Annotated in this window: 19 protein-coding genes; 10 read left to right on the top strand and 9 right to left on the bottom strand. The window is 70.0% G+C overall.

The annotated features are described in order from the left end of the window. Positions 1-5: 5 nt before the first annotated feature. Together MUN74_RS15095 and ychF are read right to left on the bottom strand one after the other, a co-directional pair. A complete protein-coding gene (locus tag MUN74_RS15095; protein WP_244853265.1) occupies positions 6-443 on the bottom strand; it encodes a hypothetical protein in 438 nt (145 codons plus the stop codon). Between the two features lie 24 nt (positions 444-467). Beyond that, positions 468-1,541, bottom strand: a complete 1,074-nt coding sequence (ychF, locus tag MUN74_RS15090; RefSeq protein WP_244853263.1) for a redox-regulated ATPase YchF — start codon at positions 1,539-1,541, stop codon at positions 468-470. Positions 1,542-1,652: 111 nt separating this feature from the next. Here ychF and MUN74_RS15085 point away from each other — a divergent pair, with 111 nt between their 5' ends. The 3 genes from MUN74_RS15085 (at position 1,653) to MUN74_RS15075 (ending at position 3,230) form a co-directional block, all read left to right on the top strand. Continuing rightward, a complete protein-coding gene (locus MUN74_RS15085; RefSeq protein ID WP_244853261.1) occupies positions 1,653-2,333 on the top strand; it encodes a hypothetical protein in 681 nt (226 codons plus the stop codon). A gap of 115 nt (positions 2,334-2,448) precedes the next feature. Beyond that, positions 2,449-2,751 (top strand): ArsR/SmtB family transcription factor, encoded by a 303-nt coding sequence (locus MUN74_RS15080; protein ID WP_244853259.1) that lies wholly within the window; start codon positions 2,449-2,451, stop codon positions 2,749-2,751. Next, entirely contained in the window at positions 2,748-3,230 is a 483-nt protein-coding gene (locus MUN74_RS15075) for an SRPBCC domain-containing protein (RefSeq protein WP_244853257.1), read from the top strand. The genes MUN74_RS15080 and MUN74_RS15075 overlap by 4 nt, the downstream gene beginning before the upstream one ends. 60 nt (positions 3,231-3,290) lie before the next feature. Here the strand turns inward: MUN74_RS15075 and MUN74_RS15070 are convergent, their stop codons facing one another. Next, a complete protein-coding gene (locus MUN74_RS15070) occupies positions 3,291-4,037 on the bottom strand; it encodes a class I SAM-dependent methyltransferase (protein WP_244853255.1) in 747 nt (248 codons plus the stop codon). A 65-nt stretch (positions 4,038-4,102) separates the two neighbouring features. Here MUN74_RS15070 and MUN74_RS15065 point away from each other — a divergent pair, with 65 nt between their 5' ends. The 4 genes from MUN74_RS15065 (at position 4,103) to MUN74_RS15050 (ending at position 8,834) form a co-directional block, all read left to right on the top strand. Beyond that, the gene (locus MUN74_RS15065) at positions 4,103-4,708 is read left to right on the top strand and encodes a 3'-5' exonuclease (protein ID WP_244853254.1); all 606 of its coding nucleotides are present in this window, start codon (positions 4,103-4,105) and stop codon (positions 4,706-4,708) included. Between the two features lie 96 nt (positions 4,709-4,804). Next, positions 4,805-6,292: a DNA recombination protein RmuC gene (locus MUN74_RS15060; RefSeq protein ID WP_244853252.1), complete on the top strand. Its 1,488-nt coding sequence runs from the start codon at positions 4,805-4,807 to the stop codon at positions 6,290-6,292. 170 nt (positions 6,293-6,462) lie between these two features. Then, positions 6,463-7,941 (top strand): APC family permease, encoded by a 1,479-nt coding sequence (locus MUN74_RS15055; protein ID WP_244853250.1) that lies wholly within the window; start codon positions 6,463-6,465, stop codon positions 7,939-7,941. Further along, the gene (locus tag MUN74_RS15050) at positions 7,938-8,834 is read left to right on the top strand and encodes a universal stress protein (protein ID WP_244853248.1); all 897 of its coding nucleotides are present in this window, start codon (positions 7,938-7,940) and stop codon (positions 8,832-8,834) included. The genes MUN74_RS15055 and MUN74_RS15050 overlap by 4 nt, the downstream gene beginning before the upstream one ends. Before the next feature lie 54 nt (positions 8,835-8,888). On the opposite strand, the gene MUN74_RS15045 is transcribed toward MUN74_RS15050, so the two are convergent. From MUN74_RS15045 to MUN74_RS15035, 3 genes are all read right to left on the bottom strand, one after another. Then, entirely contained in the window at positions 8,889-9,278 is a 390-nt protein-coding gene (locus MUN74_RS15045) for a VOC family protein (protein ID WP_244853246.1), read from the bottom strand. A gap of 164 nt (positions 9,279-9,442) precedes the next feature. Beyond that, positions 9,443-10,432: a class II fructose-bisphosphatase gene (gene glpX, locus MUN74_RS15040; protein WP_244853245.1), complete on the bottom strand. Its 990-nt coding sequence runs from the start codon at positions 10,430-10,432 to the stop codon at positions 9,443-9,445. Between the two features lie 143 nt (positions 10,433-10,575). Then, positions 10,576-11,655 (bottom strand): fructose-bisphosphatase class II, encoded by a 1,080-nt coding sequence (locus tag MUN74_RS15035; protein WP_244853243.1) that lies wholly within the window; start codon positions 11,653-11,655, stop codon positions 10,576-10,578. Between the two features lie 95 nt (positions 11,656-11,750). Between MUN74_RS15035 and fbaA the strand changes: the two genes are divergently transcribed. Both fbaA and MUN74_RS15025 read left to right on the top strand, forming a co-directional pair. After that, positions 11,751-12,785 carry a class II fructose-bisphosphate aldolase gene (gene fbaA / locus MUN74_RS15030; RefSeq protein ID WP_244853242.1) on the top strand — a complete coding sequence of 345 codons (1,035 nt, stop codon included), beginning with the start codon at positions 11,751-11,753 and terminating at the stop codon, positions 12,783-12,785. A gap of 8 nt (positions 12,786-12,793) precedes the next feature. Next, positions 12,794-13,492 (top strand): DUF6264 family protein, encoded by a 699-nt coding sequence (locus tag MUN74_RS15025; RefSeq protein ID WP_244853240.1) that lies wholly within the window; start codon positions 12,794-12,796, stop codon positions 13,490-13,492. 92 nt (positions 13,493-13,584) lie between these two features. On the opposite strand, the gene MUN74_RS15020 is transcribed toward MUN74_RS15025, so the two are convergent. From MUN74_RS15020 to MUN74_RS15010, 3 genes are read right to left on the bottom strand one after another with little or no spacing between them, the layout of a single operon-like run. Continuing rightward, positions 13,585-15,564 carry an ABC transporter ATP-binding protein gene (locus MUN74_RS15020; protein ID WP_305038274.1) on the bottom strand — a complete coding sequence of 660 codons (1,980 nt, stop codon included), beginning with the start codon at positions 15,562-15,564 and terminating at the stop codon, positions 13,585-13,587. 56 nt (positions 15,565-15,620) lie between these two features. Beyond that, on the bottom strand, positions 15,621-17,357 hold the full coding sequence (locus MUN74_RS15015; RefSeq protein WP_244853238.1) for an ABC transporter ATP-binding protein: 1,737 nt from the start codon (positions 17,355-17,357) through the stop codon (positions 15,621-15,623). Further along, complete coding sequence (locus tag MUN74_RS15010) at positions 17,348-18,049, bottom strand: TetR/AcrR family transcriptional regulator (RefSeq protein ID WP_244853236.1); 702 nt, start codon at positions 18,047-18,049, stop codon at positions 17,348-17,350. Before MUN74_RS15010 ends, MUN74_RS15015 begins: the two co-directional genes overlap by 10 nt. A 92-nt stretch (positions 18,050-18,141) precedes the next feature. Here MUN74_RS15010 and MUN74_RS15005 point away from each other — a divergent pair, with 92 nt between their 5' ends. After that, on the top strand, positions 18,142-19,287 hold the full coding sequence (locus tag MUN74_RS15005) for a low temperature requirement protein A (RefSeq protein WP_244853235.1): 1,146 nt from the start codon (positions 18,142-18,144) through the stop codon (positions 19,285-19,287). The last annotated feature ends 1 nt before the right edge of the window (position 19,288 follow it).

Genomic DNA, 19,288 nt, shown 5'->3' with positions numbered 1-19,288 from the left:
ATCTGTCAATCGAGCTCCGCCGCTGGCCCGTACATGTGAGCCGACACGACCGCGTCGTTCGTGAGGAGATGATCGACCAGCGCCCAAAAATCACCGAGCCTCGGGTGCGCCAACGCTTCGTCCCGGGTCAACTTGTGCCCGAACGTGGCGGAGTCACTGAAAGGAGCAGCCGCCGCCACGAGTGACGCCCCCGGCTCAGCCTGTCCCTCGACCGGGCCGACGCGACAACCGAATGTGAAGTGGTCATCAGCGTCGTCAGCCCAGGTCGGTGAGAACACGCCGTCGATCCAGACTTCGTGACCGTCGTGGTGATAGCACGAGGCGATGTAGATCGCGTGCGCATCGCCATCCTGGTAGACGAAGCCGGTCACCCGGGTCATCGGCTGCCCGCAATGGTCGCAGGTCGCTTCGACGACGTCCCCTCCCGGCTCGATCTCGAGCATGCGATTCGACCTCCTCGTGCGCGACTACACGTTGAAGCGGAACTCCACCACGTCGCCGTCCTGCATGACGTAGTCCTTGCCCTCCATGCGGGCCTTGCCCTTCGCGCGGGCCTCGGCGACCGAGCCGGTCTCGACGAGGTCGGCGAACGAGATCACCTCGGCCTTGATGAAGCCGCGCTCGAAGTCGGTGTGGATGACGCCGGCGGCCTGCGGGGCCTTGTCGCCCTTGTGGATCGTCCACGCGCGCGACTCCTTGGGGCCCGCGGTGAGGTAGGTCTGCAGGCCGAGCGTATCGAAGCCGACCCGGGCGAGCTGGTCGAGGCCCGACTCCTCCTGACCGGTCGAGGCGAGGAGCTCGGCCGCATCCTCGGGGTCGAGGTCGATGAGCTCCGACTCGATCTTCGCGTCGAGGAACACCGCCTCGGCCGGCGCCACGAGCTCAGCGAGCGACGCTTTCTTCGCGGCATCCGTGAGCACCGACTCGTCGACGTTGAACACGTAGATGAAGGGCTTGGCCGTGAGCAGCCCGAGTTCCTTGATCGGCGCGAGGTCGACCTTCGACGCCGAGAGCGGGGTGCCGGCCTGGAGCACGTCGCGGGCTTCGACGGCCGCCGCGAGCACCGAGGGGTCGAGCTTCTTGCCCTTGACCTCCTTCTCGTAGCGCGTGATCGCGCGCTCGAGGGTCTCGAGGTCGGCGAGGATGAGCTCGGTGTTGATCGTCTCCATGTCGGACTTCGGGTCGACCTTGCCGTCGACGTGCACGACGTCGCCGTCCTCGAAGCCGCGCACGACCTGCGCGATCGCGTCGGCCTCGCGGATGTTCGCGAGGAACTTGTTGCCGAGCCCCTCGCCCTCCGAGGCGCCGCGCACGATGCCCGCGATGTCGACGAACGACACGGCGGCCGGCAGGATGCGCTCGGACCCGAAGATCGCCGCGAGCTGCTCGAGTCGCGGATCGGGCAGGTTCACCACGCCGATGTTGGGCTCGATCGTCGCGAACGGGTAGTTCGCCGCGAGCACCTGGTTCTTGGTGAGGGCGTTGAAGAGGGTCGACTTGCCGACGTTCGGGAGACCGACGATTCCGATGGTGAGTGCCACGGGGGCACAGTCTACCGGTGAGCGGCCGATCGTCGGATCGGCGCAGGCCCCCGCTGATTCGTTATCGGAGCGTCACCCATCGTTGCCGCACGGTCGGGCATGCTCAAATGCATGAGGATGCTCCGCTTCGCGCTCATCGCCCTCGCCGCAGTCGCACTCGCCGGCTGCACGGCGAGCGCGCCCCCTTCGGCGACGCAGGCGCCGTCCCAGACCGAGACGCCTGCCGCCACCAGCGAGGCGCCCGAGCCTGCCGAACCCGAGATAGCCGAGATCGTCGTGGACGGCACCGGCTTCAGCCTCGTCGACACCGAGGGCACAACGACCTTCACCCACCTGTGGGCCGACGAAGTCGACGCGGCGGTCGCGGCACTCACCGATGCGTTCGGCGCCGACCCGGTGACCTCGGTTCGTGACGGATCCGGTGGGCACTACGTCGACTTCGACCTCTACACGTGGGGCGAGTTCACCCTCGGCGATGCCGTCGGCCTCGAGAAGCCCCGCACCGACTACTTCCTGCCGTCGCTCGTGGAAGTCACCGCACCCGAGGTCGAGGGCATCGCGGTGCGCAGCGCGAGCGGCCCGACCGTCGGATCGCCGACGAGCGAGGTCGCCGCTGTGTCGCCCCTCGTTCACGACGAGGCCGACTATCGAATCGACCCCGAGGATCCGTCGCTCATCCCGCCCACCCCTCCGCGGGGCGACATCACCGACATGGTGGGGCTCCGTCCTGACGAGAGCGACACCACAATCGTCATGCTCACGGCGCCAGTGCTCTCGTACTACCCGTTCTGAGTTGCCCGGTCTCGGGCCGTCGATCGGGTTCGAGCCGCGGCGGCTGGATGCCCCTTGTCGCGCGTTGCGGCCAGGATAGGTAAGGAGTAACTTACCGTTCGTGGAGGCTTACCAAGTGTTGGACGCCCTCGGCGACCCGACCCGGCGGCGCATCGTCGAGCTGCTCGCCACGTCGGGCCCGCTCTCGGTGGGCGAACTCGCGAGCCGCCTGCCCGTGAGCCGGCCCGCCGTCTCGCAGCACCTGCGTGTGCTCGGCGGCAGCGGACTCGTCGTGCACGAGGCCGTCGGCACGCGCAACATCTACCGCCTCGACGACCGCGGCGCCAAGGCGCTGCGCGGCTGGCTCGACGAGTTCTGGTCGGCCGCATTGACCCGCTTCGCCGAGGCGGCGGAGCGCGAATCGAAGGAGTCATCGTGAACGACGAAGTCCTGGGCGACGAGGCTCGCAGCGAGACCGCCCTGCCGAGCGATGCGATCGTGAAGACCGTGCACGTGCCGCTCGCCCCCGACCGGGCGTTCGAGCTCTTCACCGCCCGCATGGCCGAGTGGTGGCCGCTCGCCACCCACTCCGCCGGTGGCCTCGACGCGGTCTCGGTCGCGATCGATGGTCACGTCGGCGGCCTCGTCGTCGAGACGCTGGGCGACGGATCGACGAGCGTCTGGGGCACCGTGACGCGCTGGGCTCCCCCGCACGAACTCGCGTTCACGTGGCATCCGGGCAACGGCCCCGAGGAGGCGACCGATGTGTCGGTCACGTTCAGCCCCGACGCGGATGGCAGCACCGTCACCCTCGTGCACACGGGCTGGGCGAAGCGCCGCGACGCCGACGACGACCTGCACGCGCGCTACGTCACCGGTTGGGAATACGTGCTCGGCAGGTTCGCCGCCGCAGCCTGACCGCCACGGGTCCGTCGGGCAGCGGCATCCCCGCACCGGATGCGGCGGCCCGCCCGCGCGTCAGGCCAGCCGGGCGCGGAAGCAGCGGGTCAGGTACGGCACCTCGAGTTCGTCGCGGCCGACGAGATCGGGATGCTCCGCCAGCAGCTGCTCGAGCTTCGCGATCGTCTCGCGCTGCTCGTCGGCCGACGCGGTGATGAAGTACGAGCGCGAACGCACGAGGTCGAGGAACCGCTCGCGGTTCATCGTCGCCGACCAGGCGACCGTGTGCTCCTCGATGGGCCCGAACGGCGCCCCGATGCGCACGTACCCCTCGAAGCTCGCGCTCGCGTCGTGTCGCTCGTGCATGATGTCACCCGCCTCGCGCAGCCAGCCGACGCTCGTGTCGCGGCTGTTCCACACCAGCCCGAGCACGCCGCCCGGGCGCAGCACGCGGGCGATCTCGGGCACCGCCCGCTCGGGGATGAACCAGTGCCACGCCTGCCCGACCACGACCGCGTCGACGGCGTCGTCCTCGATCGGGATGTCCTCGGCCGTGCCGAGGATGCGCGGCACCCCGGGCACCGCGATCTCGAGCTCGTCGAGCATCTCCTCCACGGGGTCGACCGCGATGACCTCGCGGTCGAGCCCGACGAGCACCTCGGTGAGTTTGCCGGTGCCGGCGCCGAGGTCGAGCACGCGCGTCGCGTCGCCGATGAGCCAGGCGACGGCCTCGGCCGGGTAGCCCGGCCTCGCCGCGTGATAGACGGATGCCGCGGAGCCGAACGACCGCGCCGCGTGCTCGTTCTCCGGGCCGAGGTGATCCATGCCCCCATTCCACGGCAGCGGCGAGGCATCCGTCAACCGTCGGCGGGCCGTGCGACGATGCCCGCATGCCCGTGGAATTCACCGCCATCGACTTCGAGACCGCGAACTCCTCGGGCGCTTCGGCGTGTTCGGTCGGGCTCGTGAAGGTGCGCGACGGGCGCGTCGTCGACCGGGCGTACTGGCTGCTGCGGCCGCCGTTCCCGCACGACGAGTTCAACGAGTGGAACGTCCGCATCCACGGCATCACCCCCGACATGGTCGCGGATGCGACGAGCTGGGCCGCCCGCCTCGACGAGTTCCGCGAGTTCACTGGCGACGACTGGCTCGTCGCGCACAACGCGACGTTCGACATGGGCGTCATCGCGAAGTCGTCGGAGGCGTTCGGGCTCGAGGTGCCCGTGCACCGCTACCTCTGCAGCCTGCAGGTCGCCCGCAAGACCTATCACCTCGACTCGTACCGGCTGCCCGTCGCCGCGATGGCCGCCGGGTTCGAGGACTTCTCGCACCACAACGCGCTCGACGACGCCGAGGCGTGCGCCGCGATCATGGCGCACGCCGCGCGCCGGCACGACGCCGACGACCTCGACGCGCTCGCGCGCATCACTGGCGTGCGCGTCGGGGCGCTCGGCACCCCGCGTGCGGTACCCGCTCCCGCCCCGGTGGCCGAGTAGCGCCGGCGCGTATCGAGACCCCCGCAACCGCCGCCGGAACCCCGCTCCCCCGAGCGCCTCACCTGCGATGTCGGAGGCCCCTGCGACACTCGAGGCATGGAGATCCTGCTGCTGGTCATCGGCCTCGTCGTCGGCATCGCGCTCGGCGCCCTCGGCGCCTGGTTCATCGCGCAGCGACGTGCCGACGTGCGCCCGGTCGAGGCGGCCGTCGTCGAAGACCCCGCACTCGTCGCCGCACGGCACGAGCGCGAGCTCCTCGAGGTGCGCGCCGCGGCCGATGCCGCGCTCGCCCGGGCCGTCGCCGTCGAGCAGCAGACCCAGGCCGAACTGCGTGCCGACCTCGCCGCCGCGTCGACCGCGGCCGACGCCCTCCGTGAGCAGCTCGAGCAGCAGCGGGCCCAGCAGCGCGACGCCGCCGAGCAGCAACGCCTCGACCAGGCCGAGCGCGCCGAGCGCGAACGGCGAGAGAGTGCGGTGCTGCAGGCGCTCAGCCCGGTGCGCGAGACGCTCGCCAACATGCAGCAGAAGGTCTCAGAACTCGAGCAGCAGCGCAGCGCCCAGTACGGCTCACTCGCCGAGCAGCTGAAGCAGGCGCAGGCCGCCGACGAGCGGCTGCGCGCCACGACCGAGTCGCTCGCGAGCGCGCTCCGATCGAACAGCACGCGCGGCGTGTGGGGCGAGACGCAGCTGCGTCGCGTCGTCGAGGCCGCCGGCCTCATCGAGCACGTCGACTTCGGCGTGCAGCACTCGATCTCGACCGATGCCGGTCGCGGCCGTCCCGACATGGTCGTCTACCTCCCGGGCGGCAAGTACATCCCGCTCGACTCGAAGGTGCCGCTCGAGCACTACATCGAGGCCTCGTCGATCCCCGAGACGGCGGTGGGTGAAGAAGCGGCGCGTCGCAAGTCGCTCATCGAACGGCACGTGAAAGCGGTGCGACTGCACATCGACGCGCTCTCGAAGAAGACCTACTGGCAGGGCTTCGACGCCTCACCCGAGTTCGTGATCGCGTTCATCCCGAACGAGTCGCTGCTCTCGGCTGCGCTCGAGGCCGACGCGACGCTCCTCAACTACGCGTTCGAGCGCCGCGTTGCGCTCGCATCGCCGGTCAACCTCTTCGCGGTGCTGAAGACGATCGACTACGCGTGGCAGCAGCAGGCCGTCTCCGACGAGGCCAAGAAGCTCTTCGACCTCGGCAACACCCTCTACCAGCGCATCGGCGTGCTCGCCGGCCACGCCGACGGACTGCGAAAGGCGATCGAGCGCACGGTCGACAGCTACAACAAGTTCGCGAGCTCGCTCGAGTCGCGCGTGCTCGTGACCGCACGACAGTTCCCGGGCATCAACGAGGCGAAGCTCGAATCGGTCGCCGAGCCGCAGTCGATCCACGAGTCGCCCCGTCGGCTCACCTCGCCCGAACTGACCGAGTCCGACCCGGCTGCCGCGGCCGGCGATGACTCGTTCTCCACCGAACCGGCCGAGGTCTCGTCATCATCGCGTGCAGACGACGACGCGCTGCTGCCGCTCGACGACGCCTTCGACGGCGCCGACATCGACCCCGAGGTGCGCTCGGCCTCGAACTGACGCGTCGTCCCGGTCGCGCTCGAGCGGCCCAGCGTTCCCTCCTGTCGGAGGCCGCCGATCGTCTGTGATCCCGGACTCCAGCCGGTCGACGAGTGTTGCCCCGGACTCACGCCTCGCACGAGACTGAGGTTCTCTCGGGCGTCGGGGCCCGGGCGACACGTGGGAGCGACATGGTTCAGCTCAAGGAGCAACTGCTCCGGCGCAAGCCGATCATCATCCAGCAACGGCACCACAAGGGCCACGAGCTCGCTCGCAAGCTGGGCACCTTCCAGCTCATGATGTTCGGTGTCGGCGCCACCGTCGGCACCGGCATCTTCTTCGTCCTCAGCGAGTCGATCCCCAAGGCGGGGCCGGCCGTCATCATCTCGTTCATCGTCGCAGCGATCTGCGCCGGGCTCTCAGCTCTCTGCTACGCCGAGCTCTCGTCGGCGATCCCCGTCAGCGGCTCGACGTACTCGTACACCTATCACGCGCTCGGTGAGATCTGGGCGGTGATCATCGCGGGTTGCGTGCTGCTCGAGTACGGCGTCGCCGTGTCGGCCGTCGCCGTGGGCTGGAGCGGATACTTCAACGAGCTGCTCCAGAACACGCTCGGCTTCAGGTTGCCCGAGGCGCTCTCGGTGTCGTTCGTCCCCGGCAGCGACGGCGCCGCGACCGGCGGGGTGATCAACCTCCCAGCCGTCGTCCTCGTCCTGCTGTGCATGCTGCTGCTCATCCGGGGCGTGGCCGAGTCGGCGACGGTCAACACGATCATGGTGCTCATCAAGCTCGGCGTCCTGCTGCTGTTCATCGTGATCGGATTCAGCGCGTTCAACGCCGACCACTTCGAGAACTTCTTCGAGTTCGGCGCCGCGGGCATCAGTGCGGCAGCCGGCACCATCTTCTTCTCGTTCATCGGGCTCGACGCCGTCGCGACCGCCGGTGAAGAGGTGCGGAATCCGCAGAAGGCCCTCCCGCGCGCGATCATCGGCGCACTCATCATCGTCTCGAGCGTCTACATCCTCGTCGCGATCGCGGGTCTGGCGGCCGAGCCCGTCGGCTTCTTCAGCTCGGCGGAGGCCGGCGAAGCAGGCTTGGCCAAGATCCTGGAGAACATCACCGGCACGACCGTCTGGGGCACCATCCTCGCCGCCGGCGCCGTGATCTCGATCTTCTCCGTGACGCTCGTCACACTGTACGGCCAGACGCGAATCCTGTTCTCGATCTCGCGCGACGGCCTCGTCCCCGAGAAGTTCCAACGAGTGAACCCCCGCACGCTGAGCCCGGTGTACAACACGATCGTCGTCTCGGTCATCGTGGCGATCATCGCCGGCTTCGTTCCATCGGACTATCTGTGGGATACCGTCTCGATCGGCACCCTGATGGCGTTCAGCGTCGTCGCCCTCGCCGTCATCGTGCTGCGCCGCACGAAGCCCGAGCTGGAGCGACCGTTCCGCGTCCCGCTCTACCCCGTCGTGCCGATCCTCACGATCGCCGCGTGCGTGTACATCCTGTCGGGTCTCGCCGCCATCACGTGGGTGATCTTCGGTTCGTGGATCGCGATCGTCCTGTTGTACTACGCGCTGTACGGCCGCAAGCACGCGACCTTGAACTCCTACACCTCCGACGAGGAGATCTCGGAGCCGATCCACCCCGAGGAGGAGCAGTGACCTACGTGGTCGGGTACGGCCCTCACAACAACGATCGCAGTGCGATCGAGCTGGCGTGCCAGCTCGCCGTGAGCCATCCCGAACCGGTCGTCGCGGTGTCGGTGGTGCCCAAGGGGTGGGGCACTCCCGTCGCCGGCGGCTCGGATCGCGAGTTCGAGGGCTGGGCCGCAGCGGAGGGCCGGGCGAGCACCGAGGCGGCGATGTCCGACTTCCGCTCCCATCCCGGGGTCGACGGATCGGCGGTGTGGGTTCCCGGGCGGTCGGTACCGCAGGTGCTCCTCGAGCAGGCGCACGAACGCAACGCGTGGATGCTCGTCGTCGGGTCGGCGAGCGACGCCGACGACGGCCGCGTGCGCCTGAGCTCGAAGACCGATCGCCTCCTGCACTCGTCGACGCTGCCGGTCGCGATCGCGCCGCGCGGCTACCGTACGTCCAGCGCAGTCACTCGCGTCACGGTCGGCTTCCGCGACGACGACGCGAGCTGGTCGCTGCTCAATCGCGTCGCCGAGATGTGCCGGCGGATCGGCGCGGAACTGCGCATCGTGACGTTCCTCGTCGAGCCACCGAGACGACCGGTCACGAGCAGTGTCAGCCACGCGCAGACGCAGGTGCTCGACCTCTGGACCGCGCAGGTCACGGCGGCCCAGCAGGAGGCCGCCGTGCATCTCGAATCGCTGGGGTTCTCGGACGACGAACTGACCTTCAGCGTGACGGCGGAGAGCGACTGGAAGACGGCGGTGTCGGCCGTCGGCTGGTCGGATGGCGACCTCCTCGTCGTCGGCTCATCGTCGACGCACCGCCTCGCACAGGTGTTCCTGGGATCGAGCGCGTCGAAGATCCTGCGCAACTCACCCGTGCCGGTCGTGGTCGTTCCCGGCTCGGTCACCGGATAGCTCCGAACGTCGCGCGCGCGAACCCGCGTCCGTCCGCTGGACGAGACCGCCCGCCTAGGGGCGCAGCACGCTGAGCACGTTGCCCGCCGGGTCGCGGAACCAGCAGATGTCGGGGCCCATGCCTGCGGCCCGTCCGTGCGCGATGCCGCGTTCGTCGGTGCCGAAGTCGGCGTCGCCCGTGTAGATCTTCGTCACCACGCCGGCGGCGTTGAGCTCGTCGACCGCGGCGTCGATGTCGGCGACGACGAAGTTGAGCACCGTGAACCCGGCGGGTTCGTGATCGGGCTTGCCGTACACGAACACCGTCTGGCCCGACGGCAGGCTCAGCCGGAGGGCGCCCATCTCATCGGCGACGTCGAGCCCGATCACGTCACGGTAGAACGCTCGCGCCGCCTCGATGTCATCGACCGCGAGCCCCGGAAAGGCGTCCAGCATCTGCACCATCGTTCACCCTCGCTTCCGGGTGCGCTCCCGATGACCGCACCCTGCGCCGAGCCTCGCACCTCGCGCGCACGGCGGCAATGTCTCGGCGATGCCGACGCCGACGTCGACGTCGACGTCGACGTCGACGTCGACGCTTTCCGGGGGGCGGTGGCGGACCGGACGGATCAGTCCTCGTCGAGCCACTTCGACGCGAGGTGCTCCGCCTGGATGCGGCGCAGCGTGCCCGACTTCGAGCGCAGCACGACCGACTCGGTGACGATGTAGTCGCCCTCGCGCTTCACGCCGGCGACGAGCGCACCGTCGGTGACGCCGGTCGCGACGAAGAACGTGTTGTCGCCGCGCACCATGTCGTCGATCTCGAGGACCGCGTCGACGTCGAGGCCGACGGCGATGCCGCGCTCGCGCTCCGCGTCGTCCTTCGGGGCCAGCCGGCCCTGCATGAATCCGCCGAGCGCCTTGACCGCGCATGCGGTCGTGATGCCCTCGGGGCTGCCGCCGATGCCGACGCACATGTCGATGCGGCTGCCGCTGCGCGCGGCGTTGATGCCGCCGGCGACGTCACCGTCGAGGATGAGGCGGGTGCCGGCGCCCGCCGCTCGGATGTCGGAGATGAGCTGCTCGTGTCGCGGACGGTCGAGCACGGCGACGAGGACGTCACCGACGTCCTTGCCCGCGGCGGCGGCGAACGCCCGGATGTTGTCGCCGATCGGCTTGCGGATGTCGACGACCCCGTGGCCGAGCGGACCGGTGACGATCTTGTCCATGTAGAAGACGCTCGAGGCGTCGAGCATGGTGCCGCGGTCGGACACGGCGAGCACCGACAGCGCGTGCGAACGGCCCGCGGCCGTGAGCGAGGTGCCGTCGATCGGGTCGACCGCGATGTCGCACGCGGGGCCGTTGCCCGAGCCGACGCGTTCGCCGTTGAACAGCATGGGCGCTTCGTCCTTCTCGCCCTCGCCGATGACGATGACGCCGTCGAAGTCGACGGTCGCGAGGAAGGCGCGCATCGCGTCGACCGCGGCGCCGTCGGCCGCGTTCTTGTCGCCCTTGCCGATCCACGGCACCGCACGGATCGCCGCCGCTTCGGTCGCCCGCACGAGCTCGAGCGCGAGGTTGCGATCGGGGTGGTGGAACAGGCTGCCTTCGTTGCTCATGAGCGGGGTCCTCCAGGACGCGTCTGCGCCGCAGTCGTGCCCCGGCGCGCCGATCGGCGGTGATCCCGCCGTTTCGAGCCTAACGAGCAGATTCCGCGATCGACCGAAGTTCGACCCGATCCGACGCGCAAGTTCGTCGATTCTTAACGCGCAGGCAAGTCGACTCCTCCGCCCGCACGGGCGGAGGCACTCCAGTGGTGCACGCTGACGCCGTCCTCCCGCGTCGCGACGCCGGGAAGCGAGACGCCGATCTCGCACTCGGTGACGGCGGCGACGAGCAGGTCGACCTCGCCCGCCGGCGCCGGGCAGAGCGAGTCGAGGTCGACGACGACCTCGAGCGCGGCACCGGCACCGGCACCGCCGGCACCGTCATCGCGCAGGTCACCGGCATTCCGGCCGAGGTGCGCGAGCACGCGGTCGCGCTCGCTCGCCGACTGCGGCATGAAGCGGGCCAGCATCGAGCCGCCGAGCGCCCGCGCACCCGCCGCGACGATCACACCCTCGGGCGCGCCGCCGATGCCCACGACCGCGTCGAGGCCATTCGGCTCGAGCCCGACCGAGTCGAGCCCACCCGCATCGGGCGCCGGGCCGCCGTGCAGCGCCCGCAGGCTCCGTTCGACGTCGCCGTGCTCGAAGAGCTCGACGCGTGCCCCGGCCGCCTCGACCGCATCCACGTAGGCGCGATTGCGGGGCCGGTCCTGCACGGCGATGCGCACCGCGTCGGGCGCCACCCCGCGCAGCGCGGCGACGCGCTCGACGAGCTGCGGCAACGATCCGAGGATGCCTCCGGCCGAGGCATCCGCAGCCGTGAACCCGGGCACCCAGGTGACGAGCTTCTCGAGGTAGTGCGCCGGGCCGAGGTCGAACAGGCCGTCGCGCGGGGCGACGGCCATGACGGCCATCGCGCCGGGCCGCCCCGAGGCGGCGAGCCGGGTGCCGTCGACCGGGTCGACGGCGATGTCGATCGCGGGGTCGCCGGCACGCGCCCGGCCGAACCGCTCCCCCAGGTGCAGCATCGGAGCTTCGTCCTTCTCTCCTTCGCCGACGACGACCCGGCCGTCGACGGGGGCGTCGGCGAGCGCGGCGCGCATCGCGGCGACCGCAGCGGCGTCGACGGCATGTCCGTCGCCCGAACCGACGTGCGGAAGGCACGCCGCGGCGGCAGCGACCACGGCGTGCCGGAGCGCGTCGGCAAGGGCATCGACATCCTGCGAAACGATCACGCCCTTCATCCTGCCGTGGCCCGACACCACAGGTGAGCCTTGCTCGCGAGTCGTTAGACTCGTGCCGAACCCACCGTCGTCATCGAAGGAGCACCATGCCCATCGCAACCCCCGAGCAGTACGCCGAGATGCTGGACACCGCGAAGGCCAAGGGCTTCGCGTTCCCCGCCTTCAACGTCTCGAGCTCGCAGACCCTCAACGCGGTGCTGCAGGGCCTCACCGAGGCGGGTTCCGACGGCATCATCCAGGTCACGACCGGCGGCGCCGACTACTTCGCCGGCCACACCGTCAAGGCCCGCGCGACGGGCGCCCTCGCGTTCGCCCGCTTCGCGCACGAGGTCGCGAAGTCGTACCCGATCACGGTCGCCCTGCACACCGACCACTGCCCGAAGCCGGCCCTCGCCGACTTCGTGTTCCCTCTCATCGAAGCCTCCGAGGCCGAGGTCAAGGCGGGCCGCAACCCGATCTTCCAGTCGCACATGTGGGACGGCTCGGCCGTGCCGCTCACCGAGAACCTCGACATCGCGAAGGAGATCCTGCCCCGTATGAAGGCGATCAACGCGATCCTCGAGGTCGAGATCGGCGTCGTCGGCGGCGAAGAGGACGGCGTGAAGCACGAGGGCTCGAACGAGGCGCTCTACACGACCCTCGAAGACGCGATCGCGACCGTCGAGGCGCTCGGCCTCGGCGAGCAGGGCCGCTACATGGCCGCCCTCACCTTCGGCAACGTGCACGGCGTGTACGCGCCCGGCAACGTCAAGCTGCGGCCCGCGCTCCTCAAGGAGATCCAGGACGGCCTGCAGGCCAAGTACGGCACCGGCGAGAAGCCGCTCGACCTCGTCTTCCACGGCGGCTCGGGCTCGACCGACGCCGAGATCGCCGAGGCGGTCGCGAACGGCGTCGTCAAGATGAACATCGACACCGACACGCAGTACGCGTTCACGCGTTCGATCGCGGGCTACATGTTCCAGAACTACGACGGCGTGCTGAAGGTCGACGGCTCGGTCGGCAACAAGAAGCAGTACGACCCGCGCGCGTGGGGCAAGGTCGCCGAGTCGGCGATGGCCGTGCGCGTCGGCGAGTCGACCCGCCAGCTCGGTTCGGCCGGCCAGTCGATCACCTCGGCGTAAGGCACCGGATGACGAACGACGAGGCCGCTCGTACGCCCGACGACGCCCGGCGCGACCTGGCGGCTCCGCAGCCGCCGGTGCAGCCCCAGGCGCCGACGCCCGACGAGCGGCCCCGTCCGCGGTACGGCGAGTACGCCCCCGAGGGGTGGACCTGGACGCCGCCGGCGAACGACCCGTACTCGGGCGCGTCGAGCGTCGAGCCGGATGCCGCGACCGAGGCCGCGGCATCCCAGCACGCCGCCGCGAACCCGTGGGGCGGCACGCCGGCCGGTGCGCAGGGTCGCGCCGACGGCGCCGCGCCGACGCGGTCGGCCGACCGCGCCTGGACGGTCGCCCTGCTCGTCTTCGGGGCGATGGGCGCCGTCTACAACGCGATCCAACTGATCGGCCTGCCGGCGAACATGCTCAGGTCGTTGGAGCTCACGGCGACCATGCTCGGCAGCACCCCGCCGACGGAGTTCACGCCCGGGCCCGCAGTGCCGGGCGCGATCGCCGTCGGCGTGATCGCACAGTTCGCGCTCTGGGCGGGTGCACTGCTCTGGTCACGAGCACGCATGCGGGCGGGCGCGAGCTCGTGGTGGATCCCGCTCCTCGCAGGTGTCGCCGCGGCCATCGTCGTCATGATCGTGACGTACCTGGTGATCTTCAGCGATCCGGCGATCGTGGAGTTCTTCCTGACGCCGCCGACGACCACCTCCTCCTCCTGACGATCGCGCCATCGAACGCCTCGACGCGTGAACGGGGCCGGGCTTTCGCCCGGCCCCGTTCCGCCTCTCCGCGACGTGGTCGCGCCTGCGGCTCAGGCGGCTGCGCCGCCCTCCGCGCCTTCGGTGTCGTCGCCCTCGACAGGCGCCGCGAACTGCGCCTCGTAGAGCCGTGCATAGGCACCGCCCGCCGCGAGCAGGCCCGCGTGCGTGCCCTGCTCGACGATCCGTCCGGCCTCCATCACGAGGATGAGGTCGGCGTCGCGGATGGTCGAGAGCCGGTGGGCGATGACGAACGACGTGCGGTCGGCCCGTAGCGCGTTCATCGCGTGCTGCAGGAGCAGCTCGGTGCGGGTGTCGACCGAGCTCGTCGCCTCGTCGAGGATGAGCACGGCCGGTTGCGCGAGGAACGCGCGAGCGATCGTGACGAGCTGCCGCTCGCCGGCCGAGAGGTTCGAGGCCTCGTCGTCGAGCACGGTGTCGTACCCGTCGGGCAGGGTGCGCACGAAGCGGTCGACGTAGGTCGCACGGGCCGCCTCGAGGATCTCCTCCTCCGTCGCATCCGGCCGGCCGTAGGCGATGTTCTCGCGGATCGTGCCCGAGAACAGCCACGTGTCCTGCAGCACCATGCCCATGCGCCCGCGCAGCTCGTCGCGTGTCATCCTCGTGATGTCGACGCCGTCGAGGGTGATGCGCCCCGCGTCGAGCTCGTAGAACCGCATGATGAGGTTCACGAGCGTCGTCTTGCCGGCCCCCGTCGGGCCGACGATCGCGATCGACTGGCCCGGCTCGGCGGCGAGCGAGAGGTGCTCGATGAGCGGCTTCTCGGGGTCGTAGCTGAACGACACGTCGTCGAACACCAGGCGACCGGATGCCTCGCCGGCGACGGTCTCGGGCACCTCGGGCTCGTCGGGGTCGGCGACCTCTTCATCGGCGTCGAGCAGCTCGAACACGCGCTCGGCGCTCGCGACGCCCGACTGCAGGAGGTTCGCCATCGAGCCGAGCTGGCTGAGCGGCTGCGTGAACTGGCGCGAGTACTGGATGAACGCCTGCACGTCGCCGAGCGAGATCGCTCCACCCGCGACCATGAGCCCGCCGACGACCGCGATCGCGACGTACACGAGGTTGCCGACGAACATCATGGCGGGCATGATGATGCCGCTCACGAACTGGGCGCCGAAGCTCGCCTGGTAGAGCTCTTCGTTCTTCTCGTCGAACGACTGCTCGACCTCGCGGCGGCGGCCGAACACGCGCACGAGGGCGTGGCCCGAGTAGGCCTCCTCGATGCGGGCGTTGAGCGTGCCGGTGTGGGTCCACTGGGCGATGAACTGCTTCTGCGAGCGCTTCGCGATGATCGTCGTGATGAGCAGGGTCAACGGGATCGTGACGAGCGCGATGACCGCGAGCAGCGGCGAGATGACGAACATCATGACGAGCACGCCGACGACCGTGAGCAGCGACGTGAGCAGCTGGCTCATGGTCTGCTGCAGGGTCTGCGAGATGTTGTCGATGTCGTTGGTGACGCGCGACAGCAGTTCGCCGCGCTGCATCTTGTCGAAGTACGACAGCGGCAGGCGGTGGATCTTCTCCTCGACCTCGCGGCGCAGTCGGTAGACCGTGCGCTGGGTGACGCCGTTCAGCACGTACGCCTGCGCCCACCCGAACAGCGACGCGAGCACGTAGAGCAGCAGCACGAGTCCGAGTACCGCGGCGAGCGCGCCGAAGTCGATGCCCTGACCGGGCACGATGTTCTGCATCGACGCGATCATGTCGGCCTGCTGGGTGTCGCCCGAGGCACGCAACTGGTCGACGGCCTGCTGCTGGGTGACGCCCGCCGGCATCTGCAGCGAGACGAAGCCCTCGAAGATGATGTTCGTCGCCTGACCGAGGATCTTCGGGCCGAGCACGCTGAACACGACGCTCACGACGCCGAGCAGGATGACGAACACGACGAGCGCACGCTCGGGCTTCAGCCGCCCGATGAGGCGCTTGGCGCTCGGACCGAAGTTCATCGACTTCTCGGCGGGCATGCCCATGCCGCCCATCGGGCCACCGCCCATCGGACCGCGCCGCATGGGCGGGCGCGGGGCGACGGCGGTCGTCGAACCGGTCTCGGTGGTCTTCTGCTCGCTCACGCTGCCGCCTCCGCTGCACTCAGCTGGCTCTCGACGATCTCGGCGTACGCCTGGGAGGTCTCGAGCAGTTCGTCATGGGTGCCGCGCGCCGTGATGCGGCCGTCCTCGACGACGAGGATCTGGTCGGCGCCCGTGATCGTCGCGACGCGCTGGGCGACGACGATCATCGTGGCGTCGGCGACCTCCCGGTCGAGCGCGGCGCGCAAGCGTTGGTCGGTGGCGGTGTCGAGCGCCGAGAACGAGTCGTCGAACAGGTAGATCGGCGGCCGTTTCACGAGCGCCCGCGCGATCGAGAGCCGCTGGCGCTGGCCGCCCGAGACGTTGGTGCCGCCCTGCGCGATGGGCGCGTCGAGCTTGCCCGGCATGGCCTCGACGAAGTCACGCCCCTGGGCGGTCTCGAGCGCCGCCCACAGCTCGTCGTCCGAGGCATCCGGATCGCCGTACCGCAGGGTCGACGCCACCGTTCCCGCGAACAGGTACGGCTTCTGGGGCACGAGGCCGAACTGCGCGTTGAGCACCTCGGGGTCGAGCTCGCGCACATCGACGCCGCCGACGAGCACGCTGCCGCTCGTCGCGTCGAAGAGGCGTGCGGCGAGGTTCACGATCGTCGTCTTGCCGACGCCGGTCGAGCCGATGATGGCCGTCACCTCGCCCGGCCGTGCCGTGAAGCTGAGATCGTGCAGCACGGGTTCCTCGGCGCCGGGGTACGCGAAGCTCACGCCCCGGAACTCGAGGGTGCCCGGTGCCGTCAGGCTCGCGACCGGCCGGGCGGGGTCGTGCACGGTCGACTCGGTCTCGAGCACCTCGCCGATACGGCCGGCCGAGACGACCGCTCGCGGCAGCAGGAACGCGATCATCGTCGCCATCATGACGGCCATGAGGATCTGGATGAGGTAGCTGAGGAAGGCGGTGAGCGAGCCCACCTGCATCGAGCCGTCCTCGACGCGGAACGCGCCGAACCACAGCACCGCGATGCTCGAGAGGTTGAGCACGAGCATCACGATCGGGAAGACCAGCGCGAACAGCCGCCCCGCCTTCAGCGCCGTGTCGGTGAGCGCGTCGTTCGCGTCGTCGAAGCGCTCCGACTCGACGCCCTCGCGCACGAACGCACGGATCACGCGGATGCCGGTGAGCTGCTCGCGAAGCACCCGGTTGACGCCGTCGATCTTGCGCTGCATCGACTGGAACAGCGGCACCATGCGGCTGATGATGAGCCCGACCGAGATGAGCAGCACGGGCACGGCGACGACCATGATCCACGAGAGGGCCAGGTCCTCCTTGAGCGCCATGATCACGCCGCCGATCGCGAGGATGGGCGCCGAGACGAGGATCGTGCAGCTCATGAGCACGAGCATCTGCACCTGCTGCACGTCGTTCGTCGACCGGGTGATGAGGCTCGGCGCACCGAACCGCGACACCTCCTGCTCGCTGAAGTCGGCGACCCGGCGGAACACCGAGCGGCGCACGTCGCGACCGAGCCCCATCGCCGTCTTCGCGCCGAAGTAGACGGCCGTGATCGACGCGGCGACCTGCACGAGCGTGATGCCGAGCATGACTGCGCCGGTCGAGAGGATGAAGCCCGTGTCGCCCGTCGCGACCCCGTCGTCGATGATGTCGGCGTTGAGGCTCGGCAGGTAGAGCGACGCGATCGACTGCACGAGCTGGAAGAAGATCACGGCGACGACGAGCCACCGATAGGGGCGCAGGTAGGTTCGCAGCAGTTTCAGCAGCATGGTTCGGTTCCCCTCGGGGCGGTCGGTTCTGCGATGGGTCGGGTCTCGGTGGCGGCGGATGCCTCGGCCGCGCCGTTCGGGCGACCGACGATGCCGTGCACGATCAGGTTGGCGAGCCGGTCGGAGTCGAGTCCCGTCGTCGGCCCGAACTGCGGCATCGCCGACGAGAAGGCGATGATGCGCACGAACGCGAACACGTCGGCGGGAGGGACGCGCAGTCGGTCGAGTTCGGGGGCGAGCAGTCGCTCGAAGATGCCCACGATGATCTCGATGTTCGGTGCGGCCGGAGGGCGGGGCCGGTTGCCGAGTGCCGCGAAGACGCCGAAGATGCCGCTGAACCGGTCTTGGAACCGGTCGATGACGAGCTGCATCTTGAGCTCGAGCGGCAGGCTCGGATCGATGCGGCGCAGCGCCTCGCGGAACGGCTCGGGGTCGAGGAACGCCTCGACGGCGGCGTCGATGATCGCGTCCTTGTTCTCGAAGACGCGGAAGAGCGTGCCCTCGGCGACGCCCGCCGCCTCGGCGATCTGCCGCGTCGTGACGTCGCGGCCGAACTGGGAGAGCAGCGGCACGGTCGCGGCGGCGATCGCGGCCCTGCGGTCGTCGACCGACATGGGCTTCGCCCGGCCGGGTCTGGCGCGGGTCGACTCCCCCTCGGGGACGGCGCTGCGGGCGGACGTCGTGGTGGTCATGAGCGCGAGCGTAGCACTGAGTGAGCGCTCACTCATTCGTGTTCGCCGAGGGCGAGCGATCCTGCGTGCCGCCCTGCGCTACGGTGGCGATCGTGCCGAGCCGCGACCTCCCCGCCGACCGCATCGCCCGCATCGCCTCGCGGGTCTCGACGGTCGAACTGCTCTTCGACCTCGTCTTCGTCTTCACGATCAGCCGTGTCGCCGAGATCGTCGTGCACCATCCCGACGCGACGGGCATCGCACAGGCCGCACTCGTGCTCGGCCTCGTCTGGTGGATGTACGACGCCTTCGCGTGGCTCACGAACCAGGCGGCACCCGACACCGCGTTCGTGCGCATCGCACTCATCGGGGCGATGGCCGCGTTCCTCGTGATGTCGCTCGCGATCCCCGACGCGTTCGGTGCGACCGGGGTGCTCTTCGGCGCGAGCTACATCGTCGTCGCGGTGATCCACGCCGCCCTGTTCATCCATCGCGGCGGCCGAGCCGCCGCGCGGCGCATGCTGTTCGTCGGGCCGTCGAACGTGCTCGTCGGCGTGCTGCTCGTCTGCTCGGGCTTCGTCGAGGGCCCGATCGACTGGGTCTTCTTCGCCTTGCCGTTCGCACTGTTCTTCATCTCGGCCGCGCTCAGTGCTCGCGGCGGCTTCGACCCGGGCGCGACGCACTTCGTCGAGCGCCACGGGCTCGTGATGATCATCGCGTTCGGCGAGTCGATCGTCTCGGTCGGCGTCGGCGCCACGGGCCACGAGATCGAGCCCGCCCTCGTCGTCGGCGCGGTGCTCGCCGTCGGCCTCGTCGCCTCGCTCTGGTGGTGCTACTTCACGGGCGACGACGAGCGCGCCGAGCGGGCGATCGCCGAGGCGCCGCGCGAGCAGCGCACCCGCCTCGCGCTCGTCGCGTACTACCTCGAGCACCTCGCGATGATCTTCGGCCTCGTGCTGGTCGCGGCCGGCCTGCACGAGGTGCTCGGTCACGCGTTCGCGCCGGTCGAGGCATCCGGCGCCTGGCTCGTCGCCGGCGGCACCGCCGTCTACCTCGTCGCCGACGCCGCTTACCGGCGCACGCTCGCGCTCGGGCCGGTCGCCTGGCGGCTCGGCGCGGCGGCGCTCGCGCTCGCGACCGTGCCCCTCGGCACCGCGGTCTCGGGCGCGGTGCAACTCGCCGCGGTCATCGCGATCGTGGCCGCGGCTCTCGTCGCCGAGACCGCCGCGAGCCGGCGGCCGGCTGCGTCGCTCGCCTAGG

This window comes from Agromyces sp. H17E-10, assembly GCF_022919715.1.
Lineage (GTDB): Bacteria > Actinomycetota > Actinomycetes > Actinomycetales > Microbacteriaceae > Agromyces.
This window is presented reverse-complemented; position numbering and strand designations above follow the sequence as displayed.

Excerpts from the sequence above, each read along its gene's own strand:
- MUN74_RS15060 (WP_244853252.1), top strand. The coding sequence starts at position 4,805 with ATGGAGATCCTGCTGCTGGTCATCGGCCTCGTCGTCGGCATCGCGCTC.
- MUN74_RS15025 (WP_244853240.1), top strand. The coding sequence starts at position 12,794 with ATGACGAACGACGAGGCCGCTCGTACGCCCGACGACGCCCGGCGCGAC.
- MUN74_RS15055 (WP_244853250.1), top strand. The coding sequence starts at position 6,463 with ATGGTTCAGCTCAAGGAGCAACTGCTCCGGCGCAAGCCGATCATCATC.
- MUN74_RS15095 (WP_244853265.1), bottom strand. The coding sequence starts at position 443 with ATGCTCGAGATCGAGCCGGGAGGGGACGTCGTCGAAGCGACCTGCGAC.
- MUN74_RS15020 (WP_305038274.1), bottom strand. The coding sequence starts at position 15,564 with ATGCGGCGCGGTCCGATGGGCGGTGGCCCGATGGGCGGCATGGGCATG.
- MUN74_RS15045 (WP_244853246.1), bottom strand. The coding sequence starts at position 9,278 with ATGGTGCAGATGCTGGACGCCTTTCCGGGGCTCGCGGTCGATGACATC.
- MUN74_RS15070 (WP_244853255.1), bottom strand. The coding sequence starts at position 4,037 with ATGGATCACCTCGGCCCGGAGAACGAGCACGCGGCGCGGTCGTTCGGC.
- MUN74_RS15085 (WP_244853261.1), top strand. The coding sequence starts at position 1,653 with ATGAGGATGCTCCGCTTCGCGCTCATCGCCCTCGCCGCAGTCGCACTC.
- glpX (WP_244853245.1), bottom strand. The coding sequence starts at position 10,432 with ATGAGCAACGAAGGCAGCCTGTTCCACCACCCCGATCGCAACCTCGCG.
- MUN74_RS15010 (WP_244853236.1), bottom strand. The coding sequence starts at position 18,049 with ATGACCACCACGACGTCCGCCCGCAGCGCCGTCCCCGAGGGGGAGTCG.
- fbaA (WP_244853242.1), top strand. The coding sequence starts at position 11,751 with ATGCCCATCGCAACCCCCGAGCAGTACGCCGAGATGCTGGACACCGCG.
- MUN74_RS15065 (WP_244853254.1), top strand. The coding sequence starts at position 4,103 with ATGCCCGTGGAATTCACCGCCATCGACTTCGAGACCGCGAACTCCTCG.
- MUN74_RS15015 (WP_244853238.1), bottom strand. The coding sequence starts at position 17,357 with ATGCTGCTGAAACTGCTGCGAACCTACCTGCGCCCCTATCGGTGGCTC.